The sequence below is a fragment of the Scytonema millei VB511283 genome (genome assembly GCF_000817735.3).
In the GTDB taxonomy this organism is placed as follows: domain Bacteria; phylum Cyanobacteriota; class Cyanobacteriia; order Cyanobacteriales; family Chroococcidiopsidaceae; genus Chroococcidiopsis; species Chroococcidiopsis millei_B.
Genome location: NZ_JTJC03000003.1, coordinates 107,856 through 125,750, shown reverse-complemented (window position 1 = coordinate 125,750; position 17,895 = coordinate 107,856). Strand labels below are relative to the sequence as shown.

The window sequence follows — 17,895 nt, the reverse complement described above, 5'->3', positions numbered from 1 at the left end:
TTTTCGAGTTAAAAGACAAAGTGGTCACTTGTCATTTGTCATTTGTCATTGGTGAGTGACTGGTGGAACCAGTGATTAGTGGCTGGACTCTTTGCTAGTCACTAGCCACTCTTCACTAGTCACTGAATTCGGTGTCCGATGTCGCGGCGATAGTAGATGCCGTCAAAATGGATTTGGGCGATCGCATCATAAGCAAGGGCGATCGCTCGTTCAAAATTCTCTCCTACCCCAGTTACGCCTAAAACTCTCCCGCCATCTGTCACTATAGTTGTGGGGTGTGGGGTGTAGGGTGTAGGGTGTGGAGATTGTAAATTTCTTTTTCCCTCAGCTCCCTCAGCTCTCTTCTCTCCCTTGTCCCCCTTGTCCCCTTGTCCCCCTGCTCCCTGCTCCCTGCTCCCTGCTCCCTGCTTCAGCTTAGTTCCCGCATGAAATACACAACCCCCCGAAGCCTCGGCTGATTCTATTCCTATGATGACTTGACCTTTTTCATATGCACCTGGGTAGCCTTTGGCGGCGGCGACGACACAGGCGGCGGCTCCCGGCTTCCAGGCGATGAGAGGCAATTCACCTAGCTTTTGCTGACAACAAGCCACGAGTAACTCTTCTAGGGGGGTTTCCAGCAACGGTAAAATAGCTTGGGTTTCAGGATCGCCAAAGCGACAGTTGAATTCTAGAACTTTGAATTCCCCTGTAGGAGCAATCATCAAACCTGCATATAATACGCCCCGATAATCGATGCCTCTAGAGCGTAAAGTGGCGATCGCAGGCTGTAGTACCTCTCGTTCGATCCTTGCCATCAATTCTGGTGTAACCAGGGGGGCAGGGGCATATACTCCCATTCCACCTGTATTCTCGCCTGTATCCCCTTCTCCGATGCGTTTGTGGTCTTGGGCTGGTAGTAGGGGACGAATCGTTATCCCGTCTGTCAATGCCAATACAGAGGCTTCTTGTCCGATTAAGCATTCTTCAATGACAACGAACTTACCCGCATCGCCAAATTGCCCCGCGAAAATTGCTTCTAGTGCTTGATGTGCCTGTGCGACTGTTTCGGCTACGATTACACCTTTGCCTGCGGCTAATCCGTCAGCTTTGACAACTATGGGCGCTCCTTGTGCGGTGACATAATCTTTAGCAGCAGATTCCTGAGTAAATACAGCAGCCTTGGCAGTGGGAATACCTGCTTCCTGCATCAAAGCTTTTGCCCAGGCTTTACTTGCTTCAATTTGCGCCCCAGCTTTGGTAGGACCAAATACCATCACTCCTTGAGCTTGGAGATAATCTGTAATTCCCATAGCCAGAGGAACTTCTGGACCCACTACCACCAAGTCTATTCCCTGTTCTCGGACTGCTTGACCGATCCGTTCAAAATCATCTACAGGGTAGGGCAAATTCTGACAGCGTGACAGCGTTGCCGTTCCCCCATTACCAGGGGTACAAAATACCTGTTCTACTTGAGGCGATCGCAATAACGACCAAGCGATCGCGTGTTCTCTGCCCCCATTACCTACGACTAAAACTTTCATCAGTTGTCAGTTATCAGTTATCAGTTATCAACTATACAGAGATTCTGTATTTATTAACAAAGGTTGTAACTACTGAAAACTATTGTTGCCATAATTATCTCTCAACCATAACAAATTATTACTGCATTCTTAATCTAAAAACATTAACTGCTTGCTTAGCATTTTCTACAGTTACGCTGTTTTGAAGCATCTATAAACCGATAACTGTTAACTGTTAACTGTTAACTGAATCTCCTCTTTGCTGTTGATAAATCAATTTAAACTGTCGCTGTTGAATTTTATGATCCACGATTGGATCGGGATAGTCTACGGCAGCGCGATCGCGTTTAGAAATATTTCCACTTAATAATTCTTCTGTGTCAAAAGAGCGCAATTCTAGCAGCCACTCGCGAATATATTCTCCTTCAGGATCGAATTTTTGAGCTTGACTAGCGGGGTTAAAAATCCTAATTGGTTTGGGGTCCATGCCACTCGAAGCACTCCACTGCCAACCACCGTTATTCGCAGAAAGATCGCCGTCAATTAGTCTTTGATAAAAATATTTTTCTCCCAATCGAGGATCGATGAGTAAGTCTTTGGTGAGGAAATTCGCCACGATCATGCGACAACGATTATGCATCCAACCAATATTATTCATCTGTCGCATTGCTGCATCGACAATTGGATAACCCGTTCTACCTTCACACCAAGCTTGAAAATATTCTTCGTTATTTTCGTAAGGAAAATTCTTAAATTGTTGTCGATATGCGCCTTGTTCGAGTTCGGGGAAGTGATACATGGCGTGTTGATAAAATTCTCGCCATGCAAGTTCCTGCTGCCAAGCGCGAATACTCGTCTGTGCTTCATCGCTACGAGTGTTTTCCATTACCTCAACTGTAGCAGCCCAAACTGTACGAATGCCGATCGCACCAAATTTTAACGCTGCACTTAATTGAGATGTCCCATCGTTAGCAGGAAAATTTCGCTGTTCTTTATACTCTTCGATCGCTCTATGGCAAAATTGTTCTAATCTTTCTTGTGCTGCTGCTTCTCCAGGTTCGATAACTAAACCATTCTCCCACTTAAACCCTAAATCTTTCGCAGTAGGTAACGCGATCGCGCCTGCTTGTTTTGCGGTTTGTAATTCCTGTTCTGACAACCCTTCTACGTCTTTAAGGGTATCTGCGGGTGCAGCTTTGGGTTTGCTACTCCAATTACGCCAAAAGGGGGTAAATACGGTGTAGGGTTGGTTGGAACCTGTAAAAATATCGTCTGGGGAATGTAAAATCTGATCCCAATTTTCTTCTAGAACTTGGATGCCTTTTTCTTTTAAGCTTTCTATGACAGTGCGATCGCGTACCTGAGAATATGGTTCTACATCCCAGTTCCAGAATACAGCTTTTGCGCTCAGGGCAGTAGCCAGCGCTGGAATGGCTTCACGCGGTTCGCCTTGCAAAATTAACAACTGGCTGCCAATTTGGGCATAGCGCTGCTGTAGTTGCTGCAAACAGCCTATCATGTACGTTACCCGCACGGGAGCGACATCATCGCGTTCTAAAATATTGGGGTCAAGGCAGAATACTCCTACGACCTTTTGACTTCGTTGCCTTGCCGCAGCTAGTCCAGTGTTGTCAGAAATCCGCAAATCGCGACGATGCCAGAAGAGGATGAGGTCAGACATTCACACTTATAACTTAGTTCACTCGTACTAGCATAAAGCTTCCAACCTGCGATCGCATCAACCTGCCGAATATTTTTGGCTTTTTTTGACTTTTAACTTTTGACTTTTGACTTTTGATTAAATCCCTTCTCCAAAGGCAATTATTTCAGCTACAGTTAAATTCAAGTCTGGAAAAAATTGAGATTTAAGGCGATCGCTACTTGTAAAACTTTCAAAGCGATATTCTTTTTCTGTCAAAATGCTGTCAGAATTTACCAGTTGTCCCACAGAAATTGTCGGTTGCAAGATTTTTGGATTTATTCTACCTGGATATCTATCGAGATGAAATAGCGGATCGATAATCCATAGTTCCTGCACGCCAAAAGCAGCATACCAAAGGGGTTTATTTCTATAGTCGTCTTCCCAGTTGGTGCTAACAATTTCAATTGCGATGCTAGGCGGTTCTCTCAGTACTGCTTCTACCTGAGTTTGCCGATTCCAATCTTCGCGTTTGATGACGATTAAGTCAGGCTTGCGAGTATCTTTCCTACCTAGTACGAGTACTGGTTGCGGATGAATTAGTAGTCCTAGATTTGCTCTTTTACTCTCCGATTTCAATACAAACCATAATTCACTCCGCAAGTTTTCATGTTTTCCAAAAGCTTCAGCCATTGGTACTATAACGCCATTGATGAGTTCGTATGTTTTTCCTTCTGGTAGTTCGATTTCGAGAAATTCATCGACAGTATAAGTTTTTATTTGAATAGTAGTAACCATAGGGCAAGTTTCCACAAGGTTTACTTTATTGTAATACTAACGAAGCTCTATCATTTCTACTTGAGTAATGAGACAGGTAATTGTAAATTATTTATAATGCGAGCGCATTTAACAAATAACTAATGACTGATGACAAATGACCATCTAGCGATCGCTACTTCTAGTTAAATTAGCACCTTGAGTTCTCCGATAATATTCATAAAAGTATCGATAGCTGTATACATGAATATTTGACTGAGCAGCAATGACTTTTTGCATGACATTGAAATAATTAGCTCTTGATTCTGGAGAAGAAGACGCTTGGTACTGTTTTAACAGTATCTCTCTTTCTTTCATTAATTCTCTGTATTCTACAGGAGCTGTAGCTTTTATAGGTTTTCCTATGGGAATATAACTGAGAGTATCGTAAATTGGTCGCATTAATCCTGGTTTTTCATAGCTGAGAAAATCTCCTTCTGTCTCGACTCTAGTTATTCTTGAAACTAGGGTTGGATATCGTTGCTGAAAGTTTTGCTGCGTAAATGCTGGCGTACCAAAAACTATGACTCTCATATTTGAGGGTAAAACTCCTGCATCTGCTAGCATGGCAGCATAGAGAATTGCAGTCCCACCCAAGCTATGTCCGGTAATTAATACTTCAACATCGGTATTAGGTTGTTTTTGCCTGAGTAAAATTTCAGAGATTAATTCTTTTGATTTTTCATCAGCAAAAACTGAACCAGCATAGTTTTTAAATCCTTCATGAATCAAAATTGCTGCATTTTTATACATATTAACTGGTAGTCCAGCTACGTTTGCAGCCAAATCATTGGGATCTTCTAAGCCTACATAGGTTCCTTTAAATGCAATGATGTAGCCAACTTTTTTTCTTCCTAACTCTTGCTTTTGTAACTGCCGAATTAAAATTGCATATCCGCCAAAAACCCTATCTTTTCTAACAACAAAGAAATCAGAAAGCTTTAATCTTTTATTGACAACATTAATATTTTTAGCGTCATATAACCGAGCGATTTGGTTAACAATCTTAGTACGCTGAGTCGGATCTTGTTTTCTTTCAGTATCAAACAACTGATAAATTAAATCTGTGGTCAGATGAGCGGCTTTACCAATATCTGCACAGACTATAGAGCGTTGAAAACACAACTGTTCAAATTGAACAGATCTAACATTAGAAATAAGACTTGCTATGCGATCGGGAGATTGAGCATTTAGTGGTTGAGAAATACCGAGCAATCCCCAACATAATGCAATTCTTGTTAAGAAAAGATTCGTATTATTTGTTAAAGATTTCATAGCTGCATATTTTTAAATAAAGTTATAAAATTAACGTTTTCGGCTGCTAAATTCAGTTGCAAACTCTGCTTCTAAATTTGGCATTTTACGAGGATCTACAAGTCCGCGCCGAACAATTGCATCTAAAGGAGGTGTTGGCAATTGAACTTTTGGCATCTTTTGAATTTGCTCTGTTAATAACTGATTCAAAGTTTCGGGAGTCAGATTTCGATTCAATAAAGCTTCATTGAGTTCTGGACCTGTGGGTATACCGAGAAAATATTCTTGTTTTTCTTGTGGCGTTCTGGGTTGATAACCAATAGTGCGATCGATCGCTCGCAAAGATTCTGTCGTACAATTCCGTTTGAGAGTATCGTACATGAGGTTAGTGCGATCGCGATCGCCTTGCATAATGACATTCAATAATAATTGTTGCTTCTGCTGCGGAGTTAATGCTAGCCTAATCTGCTCGATGCGATCGGTAAATGGATATTTAACAGCATCTTGAATTCTATCTTCTAAGCCAACTATTTCATGGGCTACAGCATAAAAATCAACTAACCCTGAAACGGGGTCCCATACTCCCGACCGTACCCAGATAGCATTAGCAGAATAGATAAAATCCCGCATCCGAATTGCTTTTTGTCTCTTATTAGTTGCAGACTGCGGAATTAAAATCGCTTCGCTACCAGGTTTGAGACGAAAGCGCATCTGTCCGTGAGCGCTGTAAGCACTGCGTAAAACATTAAAATATTGAATTTGAAAAATGGCATCTTCTACAGCATTTTTGGGAATCTGAGCTATCCAGTACTTACCCTTGTGCTTGAAGTTAGCAACCAGCATCGTTCCTGGCGCGGGTTTATATAGCGCCGCCTCCGCCGGGGAAAGCATTCTTACAGAGCGTTGTTCGCAGCTCAAACATTGACCTTTAAACGGTCCTTTTGGCATTCTCACTCTAGGATCGAAAGGATCTTTAGAGTCGCAGATACAACTCTTAGCTGTATTATTTGAAGATGTTTGGGGAGCAGCTGATTGAGCTTTAACGACTGGCACAGCAGCAAAAAATGATAGTGCTGATAATGCTACTATTGTTAATGTTTGTTTTCTCAAATTTCCGAGCATAGTTTTTAAAGGGAGATTTTTGATTTTAAATAAACTATTTGTAGAAGTGCATAGATATGCGCTCTGAAGATTTATCTCTATACTGATTTTCCGAGATCGAATTCTGATTTTTACGGAATAACAAAAGGAATGAGTTGACTGGAAATCTCTGTTGCCAAATTTAATCTTCGTAAACTGATGCTTTTCGATCAATTTTTTTAATCAGGGTGAGTTTGTAGAAATCTTCAAATAAAAATGAAAATTTTGGGTAAAACTACCCTGACAAACTTTTGAATCTTGACTTTTGTACGAGCGGATTTACCAGAAATCTGGATAGTAATCTAAAAATGCGAGATAAATCCGCCCCTACATTAAACAATGTCTTTACGTTTTTGCACTCCGCATAGAATGCCAAACATGGCAACCATAAGCACCCCCAACATTGACCAGTGCCAAGCCAAATTGACTTTGAACGAACTACCGTAGTCTTTTTTGAAGCGTTCGATCAATCCTTCTCCACTCTTAATCGCACCCTCAAATTTACCTTTCCACTCGCTATAATCCTTTTGCCAGGTATCGACATCTTTTTTGTACTTATCTACTTTCTTTTCATAGTCGTCGAGTTTTCTAGGATCTGAAGGAGCTTTCCCAGGATCTTTAGGTTTGACTGGTTCTGGTTTATCTACTACCGGATCGTATTTTGCCATCAGCCCAGGAAACTCGCAGTTTTTAAACATTTTCGCACCCAAACACTGACTGCGTTTTTTCTGTTCAGGAGACTGTTTTTCGCGATCTTTGTCTGATAGTTTCCAGTAGGCATCGTCAGCAATATCGCGTCCCATACCCGTGATGGTAACTAACGACTCAAACGACCATTTTGTAATCGTGAGACGGTTAATTAATTGTCCTGGAGGTCCAAAAGTTTCTACAGGTAACATCCCCCCACCAAAGGTAATTTGCGGTACGAGGAAAATAATTGTGAGTAGAGGTGCGACGTTTTGGTTGGGCGAAATTGCCGACACTAATAGCCCCATCACCATTCCTGCTAAGGTAGCAAGGAAGAAGGTAATGTACATATTAACTAGCTCGTCTGTACCACCAGGTAGCTCGATCGCCAGCCATTTAAATAACAAGAAGATTGCCGCTTGATAGAGAGCTAAAATCACCCCAATCCAAACTTTAGACATAATGTAGGGCAAAATTTTCAGCCCGATCATGCGTTCGCGGCGATAGATCTCTTGTTCTTTAACAATCTCGCGCATGGTTGCCAAGCTACCCACAATCACCGCAATTAAAGCGGCAGAAAATAGCATGGTGACAACCTGTCCCGCATTACCTTCTTTGAAGTCGAACACGTTGCGCTGCCAGGTGACAAAATCGAGTAAACCGAGAATTGGCGCGATCGCACCCATCAAAAACAAGCCAGCGCGATCGCGCATTAAAATTGCTAAGTTGCGATGCGACAGGATGATAAACTGCTGCCATGCCGAGACTTGCTTAATTGTGCTACCTGGCTTCTGTTTAGCGCGGTGGCTTCTGTGTCCCATTTGCGGCATCTGTAGCTGTTGCTGGCGCTCTAATACGTACTTGTGATAGTGACGCGAGTTTCTAAAGCGTTGCTGCCACTCTTCAGGGGATAATTCGTGTTCTACCTTGCCATAGATCTGATCGAATTCCTCCACCCCAAAATAGTCAATTGCTTCTGCTGGGGGACCAAAATAGGCGACTCGACCCCCTTTTGCCAAAAATACCACGCGATCGCAGAGCGTCACGTTCTTCGTGGCATGGGTAATCAGTAAGATCGTCCGTCCCTGATCTGACAACTTGCGCAGCAACTTCATGATCTGAAGTTCCGTACCGGGGTCAAGACCGGATGTCGCTTCGTCAAGGAAAAATAAGCTGGGTTTGGTAATTAGCTCGACTCCAATCGATACCCGCTTGCGCTGTCCGCCGCTCAATGCTTTTACAGGTACGTCCTGACGTTGCAGCAATTCTAAATCTGTCAAAACTTCTTGTACCCGCTTTTGACGTTCGCCAGGAGTCGTATCTGAAGGCATCCGCAACTGAGCGGCGAAATCGAGCGCTTGCTTGACCGTCAGTTCTTTATGGATGATGTCATCTTGGGGAACGTAACCGAGTTCGGTACGGTAGGCATTGAAGTTTTTGTATAAGTCTTCCCCATTTACTAGCACCATCCCACTTGTAGCAGGACGAAAACCGTTGAGTGCGTCGAGTAAGGTCGATTTACCACCACCGCTGACTCCGGCAATCACGATAAATTCTCGCGGCAAGATTGACAGCGAAATGTCATCGAGTAAGGTCGTGCCTTTACCGACAACCTTCGTTAAGTTGACGGCATCCAGACGCAGATTACCTTCTTCGTTGAAGCTTACTAAAGTTTCATCAACGTTGAAGACGAAGCGAGTCGGACCGATGCGAATCGTATCTTCAGGTCTGAGCGACTGCGAACCGCTGACCCGCTTGCCGTTGACAAAAGTACCGTTACTGGAATTGAGATCGGCGATCGCAAACGTCCCATCTTGACGCGAAATTCTGGCATGATAGCGCGATACAGTTGGATGGTCGATCGCAATATCGTTTTGCTCGTCGCGCCCAATCGTTAAATTATTGCGGTTGCTCAGATTCAGTTGATGCGTAATACTCGGTACTTGGTCGGTGGCAGTTGTCTGGAAAGTTAGAGTAATTCCAGAACCAATCGCGATCGCATCGCCATCCATTAACCGCCGTTCGCTAATGCGTTGCCCTTGATATAACAACCCATTTCTGCTACCTAGATCGACTATTACGTAGCTGCCTTGACGCTCGACCAATTCGGCGTGCCGTGACGAAATTTGGGGAAAATTAATCGGGACATCGCAACTAGGATCGCGACCGATAATCATCTGGTTTTTGACAATCGGAATATCTTGCGTTCCCGCTGGAGTCGTCACCCGCAGTATGGGTGTCACGATCTGAGTCTGAATTGCTTGAGGTGGTGCAGCAAAATTCGTGGCTTCAAAACCAACAGTTGTCCCTATCCCCGTCATCTGGGTTGCAGTTGCACCTGTAGTGGCTTCCTCAACACTACAAAAGCGCAACTCGCACCCCCCGATTCTAATCGTGTCTCCATCTTTGAGTTGCCTTGGTTGACTGGGAGCCAACCTAGCATTATTGACAAAAGTGCCAGTACTACTTCCTAAATCTGTTAGTAAGTATCCACTCATGCCTTGGGGCGCAAGCTGAGCGTGATAGCGCGAAACATTACTTTCGCTCAAAACTAAATTATTATCTCCCGCTCGACCAATTCGCACCACATCACCGTTGAGGGGAAACTCTTGCTTACTACCGTCACGTCTACCAATTTCTAGACGTGCAGAAGACTGAATCATAATATTTTTATTTTTTTAATTATGCTTGTAGTTCGAGCTTGTAGATTGAATATTTTCTCTGAGATTGAAGTATATTACCGAAAATTCGGGTTTTCTCCAATTTCATTAAAATTTTATACTCTCAGCTAACTCGATATATGCACGTTCTGCACATATTGTTACAACATCTGTTACAAGATCTTGTAGCAGTGCTGAGCGGCAACGTATGATAGTATCTACCATTACAATTAAATAGTATTTAAAGAGAAATAAAGATTTTCAGGCTAGGCTAAAAGCTAGTGTTTGGCGATCGCGCTACCAAAAACATCAAAGATTCAGCTTAGTCAAGGGTGCTAGACCAGCAAGGGAAAAAAACTAGATAGGAGAATAATCTCGTCAATCGGCGGGTGGTGGGGTCGTGGGTTGCCACAAAAAATCTACATATATTTAGGAGATTTGCTCGGGGCAGCGTATTTCGGCGATCGCGTCTGGAAATATATCTCGATCTATACTTTATCTTATACAAATATTAGGAGCTTTAACCCCGCATATCTAAAGGGCGAAATGCAACTCTTTTCTTCTGCCCTCTACCCTCTGCCTTCCTCAAAAAATTTTAGCAGTAAAAGTTCATATTAGGCTTTAATGGTGATGAAAGAAATATATTTTTAGCAGGCTTAGTTGCATCTAGCTTGGAAGTCATCGCCTATACTGTTGGCAAACAGTTATTTTCATACCAGTTTTAATGCGCTCTGCTCCATGAACTCGCCATTACAAAAAGACAACTGGCTCGGTCGCTGCGTTGGAGAACGCCAGCGCTACAGACTAGAACAACATCTAGGCGCGGGCGGAATGGGAGATGTCTTCATCGCCAGGGACGTACCGATTGGCAAACTAGTCGCTTTAAAGATCCTCAAAGGATCGCTAGCAGAATCAGCCGATCTGAGAAAGCGGTTCGAGCGAGAAGTGACTCTCTGCGCTGCGCTCAAAAGCGATCACATCGTGAATATTAGCGACTATGGCGTTACCGATGAGGGGTATCCCTTCTACGTCATGGAGTACCTGCAAGGACAGAGCTTAGGACAACTCCTGCGTCAGCAGCAACAGCTAGGCATCGAACGCAGTCTGTCGATCGCGATTCAGGTATGTCAAGGATTGCGGTTGGCGCATCAAGGCGTACACCTATGGCAAAATGGAGCAACCGCCAGCAAGCAGATCAAAGTCGTCCATCGCGATCTCAAGCCAGATAATATTTTTCTCGTTCCTACTGCATTGGGAGAACTCGTCAAAATTCTCGATTTTGGGATTGCTAAAATTTGTAACGATACGAATGAATTTACTAATCTGACAAACGTTTTTATAGGGACTTTCCACTATGCAGCTCCCGAACAGTTTGAGCTAGGGACAGAAGTAGACGAACGTGCCGATATTTACAGCCTTGGCGTAATTCTCTACGAAATGCTGACTGGAACCGACCCATTTGGGTTTAATTTCCGTCGCAATAGCAATACGATTAGCGGGATGTCATGGGTATTCGCTCATGCTTCTAAGCCCCCAATCCAGTTGCGATCGCAGTCTCGGTGCGATCATTTTTCGCTACAACTCGAAGCCGTCGTCATGCGGTGCTTGCAGAAATCGCCCCGCGATCGCTTTAGTTCTGTAGACGAGTTAAGTCGTGCCTTGCAAGCTGCTGTAGCGGTCGATCTGGCGAATAACACAATTGTCCCAGGTTTAGGTGCAGCAACGACAATTGCTACGTCCCCTCCTCCCGCATCCCCATCCGAACTAACGACTACTCAGCTACCCGATCCAACTTTTCCACCTGACTTTACTCAACGTCTGTCTGCGCCCCGAGTCCCGTTAGAAGCTACCGACGTATCCCTGTCAGCCCAACACCGATCGCTGGTTAAGCTGTTTACAGAATTTGCTGGACCGATTGCGACTACTGTGTTTCGACAAGTAGCAGCTCAATCATACAGCGTCGAGCAGTTGGTAGAAAACCTCTCGGTTTACCTGCCTGCCAAGCAACAAGCAGAATTCGAGCGTCAGGCAAAAGCGATCGGAACTGAGTCAACAGCTAAATCTCAAACCTACAACACCAACGGCAATAAATTTTCTCACAATCAATTATCAAATAATTTAGCCCAGTCAGCACTCGATACTAATTTTATTCAACGGTGCGAAAAAACTTTAATCGATCTGATTGGACCGATCGCGCCAATTCTCATTCAAAAAGTTCTAAAATCTGGAACGCAAATCTCCGAGTTGGAATTAGTCAATCGATTAGCTAATGAAATCCCCGATCCTCAAAAAGCCGCCGATTTTTGCCGTCGTCTCTTAAAATGAGCGAAGCTTCTAAAAAGAATATATTAATTCCGAATTCCGAATTCCGAATTCCGAATTCCGAATTCTCCCGCCGTTCGTTACTTTTACAATTATTTCTACTTACAGCATGTGGGGTGCGATCGCTATCGAGCAAGCGCCAAGGTTTAGTTCTCGGTGTAGTCAGTTACAACGCTGGGGAACAAACCATCAATCGTTATGCCAAATTTACTCGATATTTAAGTGAAAAAATTGGAGTTATCGTACAGCTAGAACCTGCTTTTAACGAAAATAAAGCTCTAGAACGAATTCGGAATCATGCTTGGTCTCTAGCTTTTGCCGAGCCTGGATTAGCTGCGATCGCGATCGACAAACACCAATACACCCCGATACTTTCCCTTCAGGGAATTGCTAATTTACGCTCTATTCTAGTCGTGCGCAAAGATAATCCAATCGTTGAGTTAAAAGAATTACAAAATCAACCGCTTGCCCTCGGACAACCAGGTTCGGCTACCGGATATTTCTTCCCGATTTACAATCTCTACGGTCTAACTCTAGCAGAAATTATGCTTGCACCTACACCTAAAACAGTTTTGGAATGGGTTGCTACAGGGAAAGCTACGGCAGGCGCTCTTTCTAAAGAAGAATTCTACCTACACAGTTCGTATTTCAGCCCCACCGAGTTTCGCATTCTCTACACCGATCCGCACGAAGTCCCACCTGGCGTGGTTTTGGTTGCACCTAACGTAGACAAAAGCTTGCGTCAGCAAATTTACCAAATCATGAATGGAGTCCCCTCGATTTTGGCGCAAGAAGCAGGATACATCCCCAACAGTTCAGCGCCAGACTACGGTTACATGATTTCAGTCGTTAAGCGCGTCAGAGCAATTTTTCCCGACGAATACGAACATGGTGCAACGCCTCTACAACTCAAACCCGCTCGGCTGTTGGATAATATTTCGATTTAGAGTGAGTGGCTAGTGGTTAGTGACTGGTGACTAGTGACAAGAATTGAGTCCAGCCACCAGCCACTGATAACTGATAACTGGTCAAGCAATAATAGTAGTATCATAGTCTCGTTCGCGATCGCACGCCAAAAAAGGCAACAAGTCCAGAAACAGCAACACATAGAGAAAGCTCCATGACATTTCCTGCTCAGCCAGAAACCTGGATTGGTCGGAGTATTGGCGATCGCCAACGCTATCGCTTGGAGAGGCGCTTGGGTTCAGGCGGAATGGGCGATGTGTTTCTGGCAATGGATACCTTATTGGGACAACACGTAGCATTGAAGCTACTGAAAGAAAAATTGGCAGCGTCAAAGTCTTTGAGAAAGCGGTTCGAGCGGGAAGTTGCTATTTGTGCGGCGCTAAAAAGCGACCATATCGTGAATGTGAGCGATTATGGCGTTACGGATGAAGGGCATCCTTTTTATGTCATGGAGTATCTGCGCGGGGATAGCTTGAAACAGCTGCTGAAGCAACAGCAACGGCTACCCGTCGAGCGAACGATTAAAATTGTGACTCAGGCGTGTGAAGGATTGCGTCTAGCTCACTCAGGCATCGATCTCTGGTGGAGTGGAGCGACAGCCAGCGAACACGTCAAGGTAGTTCACCGCGATCTCAAACCAGACAATATATTTGTCGTGCCTACAGCACTGGGAGAACTGGTGAAGATTCTGGATTTTGGGATTGCCAAAATCCGCGATGAATCGATCGATCGCACGAATTTAACTTATGGATTTATCGGTACGTTTCGCTATGCTGCTCCAGAACAGTTGCGGGCTGCTAACACTATAGACGCAAGAGCAGATATTTACAGTTTGGGTGTCATCCTCTACGAACTCCTCAGCGGCACAGATCCGTTTGGTTTTGGCGCTCAAGCCTATTCGATAACGGGGATGGGTTGGGCAATGGCACACAAGACAAAACCACCGATCCCCATCAGGTTACAGCCCGGTTGCGAAAATTTATCGCCGCAACTAGAAGCAGCTGTCATGCAGTGCTTGCAAAAATCACCCAGCGATCGCTTTGCCTCAGTAGAGCAATTAAAGCAAGTATTAAAGGCTACTATTACCCATAAGCCTGAAGAGGCGATCGATAATTCTCTTCATTCATCTCCATCTGCACCCACGCACCCACAACCATCTGTTCCAGTCACACCTGAGGCAGCGACGACCAAAGCCTACATACCACCACCGCCAACAAAAACAGAAGCCATTCCGCCGACATCGCTGCCAAATACCTTGTCGCCTCCAAATCGGCAAGAAGTTCGGGCAAGCGCTCAGTTCTCTGCCCCACAGCACAGTAATCCAGCTCACTCTAGCACGGATGATTCAATCCTCATACCTCCACCAGCGCGTCAACGCCGCTTATCCACCTCTACTTTGTTTTTTGTCGGTGCGGCTATTGGGGTTGGCATTGTGGCACTGGGAGCAGTAGTTTATTCATACATTCAGTTTCGTCTGACAGCTCAAGTTATCGATGAAATTCAAACTTTAAAACATCAGGCACGCTACGAAGCGTGTGCGAGTAGAGCCGAAACAGTTACCCGCGATTCAACAGTTTACGCTGAAGCGCAAGCGATATTAAATGAGTGTCATTTAGAACATGCCAAGCAACTCGCAGGAAGTAGTAATTTTGCTGAAGCGATCGCTATTGCCAAACAAATTCCTCAAGACAGTCCTCTCTACTCTCAAGCTCAAATCCTGATTCAAGACTGGTCGGAGATTTGACAGTTATCAGTTATCAGTGAAGAGTGGTAGTTGGTAGTTGGTAGTTATTCCCCCTTGTCCCCAGCTTCCAACTTTTGACTTTTGACTTTTAATTTTTGACTTCCTTAGTACGTACATGAAGTGTTTTCATAAGTATATTACGTATATAAAATAGCTGTTGAAGTATAATTTTATATTTTTTTTTCAAAATTTGACCGAAATCGTAGCATATTTGTTTGTAGATCGCGGTATAGTTCAAATACGCTAGTCTCGTCAAGCAGACTTGTCAAGTTCAGGGTACTTGAGCTGACTGTTAATGTAATAGAAATTTTAACTGCCCTTGAGGTACGAGCGATGATAGGCAATCACACAACTAAAAATTTAAAAAAATTCACTAAATATTTAGCAACAGCGATCGCAGTTGTAAGCGGGATCGGTATAGGTAGCGATTTCGTCCGAGCCGAAGCAGTCGCTAGTGCTGGTGGTGCGACAACTTTTCATTGCATAGCTTCAGGTCAGGGCTATGCAACGATCGCCAAACGCGGCGAACGGATCACAGCACCAGTCATTACCTGGAACAGCAATGAATTTGGGACGCAATACACGCCACACGAGCGTTGTAAAATAGTCAGCGATCGCTTGACTGAAGTTGTAGCAGCCAAAGGCGGAAAGCTGAGAAACTTGCAACTGACATACGGACGAGTTAACAGCAAACCAGTCATTTGCTACGTTGGCAGTCGAAACGAAATCTGCAACCGGAAAAATATTCTGATGACATTGCGCACATCAGATCGAGGCAAAGAGCGCCAAATTCTCGAACAATTGGTGACTTTCAGCTTGAAAGGGACGGGTACGGCAGTCCAACAAAGCGCGCCTCAATATTATGCACCTTTTGGAGAAGAAATCGAGCAGTATTTTCAGCGGAATAAGGTAGCGGAATAAGGTAAATGTATGAGTAGTCGAGATTGAGAGCGATCGCCAACTCGAACCTCGTAATTTACGAATGACAGTCGATCGAGCGATTGGAATTGGGATGCAGCGAAAGTGAAATTATCATTAGCCACTATTGTCTTATTTAACCTTGGACTGCTGGCGATCGCTGCGATCTTATGGTTAACGCCATCAAAACCGAATACAAAATCTGATGCTAGTACTGAAAAAATTGCGACTACAACACCTGTAGATCGAGTAGAAAGTTCGGCAATAGCAGAAGTTGCTCAACAAGTGACAGTCAGAGTATTGACAAAAACAAGTATGGGTTCTGGGGCGATCGTACAACGTCAGGCTCAGACATACACCGTTCTCACCTGCGACCATGTAGTAGCAGGTAGTCAGGACGGTGAATATACCATTCTTACTGCTGATGGCGCGACTCATCCAGCCCGCCGTCAGGTGATGCAGACTTTAACAGGTGTCGATCTCGCTTTACTACAATTTGATAGCCCTAAATCCTATCGTGTTGCTGTCTTAGGAAATTCCTTAGCTTTAACAAAAGGCGATCGCGTCTATGCATCTGGTTTTCCCAATTATCAATTCCTGAATAAAAGTCGTGTTGAAGAAACACGTAACTGGGGAATGAAAGCATTTCGGCTGACAACGGGAACTGTTGCTTTACTCTTAGAGCGAACTTTACCAGAAGGATACAGTTTAGGTTACACCAACGAAGTCGAACAAGGGATGAGTGGTGGACCTGTTTTAAATCAAAAAGGAGAACTGATTGGGATCAACGGTCGCTTGAAATATCCACTTCAAGGGATTGATGTATTTACATTTGCCGATGGTACAAAGCCATCGATAGAACTATTCAACCAAATGGAAGCGCTGAGCTGGGCGATTCCAATCGCCGCTTTTCAGCATCAAGTTGAAAAAAACTTGGCTCAACCTCAATCGCAAAATGAAATTTAGTTGTCAGTTGTCAGTGAAGATCGGTAATAGGTAATAGGTAGTTGTTGGTTGTTGATTGACAGTTAATTGGTCGCTGGTCACTGCTTCTCTGCTCTCTTCTCCGACTTTTAACTTTTAACTTTTGACTTTTGACTTTTGACTTTAATTATGAATGGCTGGAAAAAATTTTTTCAAACTCGAAATTTAAAATCGACGATTTTTATCGCTGGAGTTATTACTGCTGCGACGATCGCTTTTACGGGCAAGATGACAGGACTCACGGTACAAGCAGATGCGATCGCCCAGCAAACTCAGCCTGGTACTGATTCCAAAACGTTGAACCAGACTGAAATTGATGCGATCGCCTCGCAAACAACAGTGGTCATCGGTCAAGACCTGCAAAAAGGTGATGTTGAAGCTCGACGCGAGTTTAACCCTGGGTCTGGAGTGATTATTGCTAAGCGTGGCAACATTTACTACGTAGCAACTAACCTACACGTCGTTCGCGGTCGAGGCGGTTTTTACGGAGTACGTACCTTTGATGGCGCAGTTTATCCCGTAGACGACGAAAGTACGCGATCGAATATCGTGCCAATGGGGAAAGAACAGGGCGAGAGTGGTGAAACTATTCAAGGGCTTGATGTCGCGATCGTCCAATTTAAGAGTGACAAGAACTATCCTTTAGCAAACCTACCAGGTAGCCCCAACCAAGGCGAACGAGCCTTTGTCTCTGGCTGGCCCGATCCGGGAAATGAAACGGCGCGACGGCAAAGGTTATTTGCTCCTGGCGAAGTCATTAGAGTTACCCCTCGCACTGCGGATGGAGGTTACAGCATTCAATACAGTTGTGAAACGCAACGGGGAATGAGTGGTGGTCCTGTTTTTAACGATCGCGGCGAGCTAGTCGGGATTCACGGACGGGCGGGTGAAGCAACTAGCGTTTCTGTACCAGGGACTTTAGTGGCTTCCCTGATGGGAGGAAATCCCATAGCTCAAACTGCGATTCAGAGCAAATTCAATCTGGGAATTCGAGTTTCCGACCTTACCGAAGAAGCGAAAAAAATTCAACCGCTTGCTGGCGTGTTTCCCTACATCAAATTTGAGCCGCCTCCCGTGCAGCCTGCGGTTGTCAGCCGGGGAATGCCAGAAAAAAGACCGCGATCGGCAGACACGATCGATGATATTTACAAGACCTTCAGCCGTGACTTCAAGCACGCCGCTGTTAGGGATTGCCCCTCAGCAGGTAGTCGTACAGTCTTGCTCGGTACGAGTGAAGAACGCTGTCCCGAGTAAGAAAATACT

At 44.4% G+C, this 17,895-nt stretch carries 12 protein-coding genes; 6 read left to right on the top strand and 6 right to left on the bottom strand.

Annotation, left to right across the window (positions count from 1 at the left end; genetic code table 11):
* Nucleotides 1-119: 119 nt before the first annotated feature.
* The 6 genes from purD to QH73_RS12270 all read right to left on the bottom strand — a co-directional run bounded on the left by purD (nt 120) and on the right by QH73_RS12270 (nt 9,701).
* Entirely contained in the window at nt 120-1,523 is a 1,404-nt protein-coding gene (purD, locus tag QH73_RS12295; RefSeq protein ID WP_039714216.1) for a phosphoribosylamine--glycine ligase, read from the bottom strand.
* Nucleotides 1,524-1,737: 214 nt separating this feature from the next.
* Entirely contained in the window at nt 1,738-3,183 is a 1,446-nt protein-coding gene (locus QH73_RS12290) for a cryptochrome/photolyase family protein (protein WP_039714215.1), read from the bottom strand.
* Between the two features lie 117 nt (nt 3,184-3,300).
* Nucleotides 3,301-3,939, bottom strand: a complete 639-nt coding sequence (locus tag QH73_RS12285) for a Uma2 family endonuclease (RefSeq protein WP_052289867.1) — start codon at nt 3,937-3,939, stop codon at nt 3,301-3,303.
* 144 nt (nt 3,940-4,083) lie between these two features.
* Nucleotides 4,084-5,232, bottom strand: a complete 1,149-nt coding sequence (locus tag QH73_RS12280; RefSeq protein ID WP_052289866.1) for a lipase family protein — start codon at nt 5,230-5,232, stop codon at nt 4,084-4,086.
* Between the two features lie 30 nt (nt 5,233-5,262).
* Nucleotides 5,263-6,321, bottom strand: a complete 1,059-nt coding sequence (locus tag QH73_RS12275) for a lipoprotein N-acyltransferase Lnb domain-containing protein (RefSeq protein ID WP_236146999.1) — start codon at nt 6,319-6,321, stop codon at nt 5,263-5,265.
* Nucleotides 6,322-6,683: 362 nt separating this feature from the next.
* Complete coding sequence (locus QH73_RS12270) at nt 6,684-9,701, bottom strand: ABC transporter ATP-binding protein/permease (protein ID WP_039714214.1); 3,018 nt, start codon at nt 9,699-9,701, stop codon at nt 6,684-6,686.
* Nucleotides 9,702-10,436: 735 nt separating this feature from the next.
* On the opposite strand from QH73_RS12270, the gene QH73_RS12265 reads away from it, so the two are divergent.
* From QH73_RS12265 to QH73_RS12240, 6 genes are all read left to right on the top strand, one after another.
* Complete coding sequence (locus QH73_RS12265) at nt 10,437-12,023, top strand: serine/threonine protein kinase (protein ID WP_052289864.1); 1,587 nt, start codon at nt 10,437-10,439, stop codon at nt 12,021-12,023.
* On the top strand, nt 12,020-12,967 hold the full coding sequence (locus QH73_RS12260; protein ID WP_052289863.1) for a phosphate/phosphite/phosphonate ABC transporter substrate-binding protein: 948 nt from the start codon (nt 12,020-12,022) through the stop codon (nt 12,965-12,967). The genes QH73_RS12265 and QH73_RS12260 overlap by 4 nt, the downstream gene beginning before the upstream one ends.
* A gap of 173 nt (nt 12,968-13,140) precedes the next feature.
* On the top strand, nt 13,141-14,730 hold the full coding sequence (locus QH73_RS12255) for a serine/threonine-protein kinase (protein ID WP_052289862.1): 1,590 nt from the start codon (nt 13,141-13,143) through the stop codon (nt 14,728-14,730).
* A 333-nt stretch (nt 14,731-15,063) separates the two neighbouring features.
* Nucleotides 15,064-15,651 carry a COP23 domain-containing protein gene (locus QH73_RS12250; RefSeq protein WP_052289861.1) on the top strand — a complete coding sequence of 196 codons (588 nt, stop codon included), beginning with the start codon at nt 15,064-15,066 and terminating at the stop codon, nt 15,649-15,651.
* Nucleotides 15,652-15,753: 102 nt separating this feature from the next.
* Entirely contained in the window at nt 15,754-16,614 is an 861-nt protein-coding gene (locus QH73_RS12245; RefSeq protein ID WP_039714213.1) for a S1 family peptidase, read from the top strand.
* A 135-nt stretch (nt 16,615-16,749) separates the two neighbouring features.
* A complete protein-coding gene (locus QH73_RS12240) occupies nt 16,750-17,886 on the top strand; it encodes a S1 family peptidase (protein WP_132866987.1) in 1,137 nt (378 codons plus the stop codon).
* The last annotated feature ends 9 nt before the right edge of the window (nt 17,887-17,895 follow it).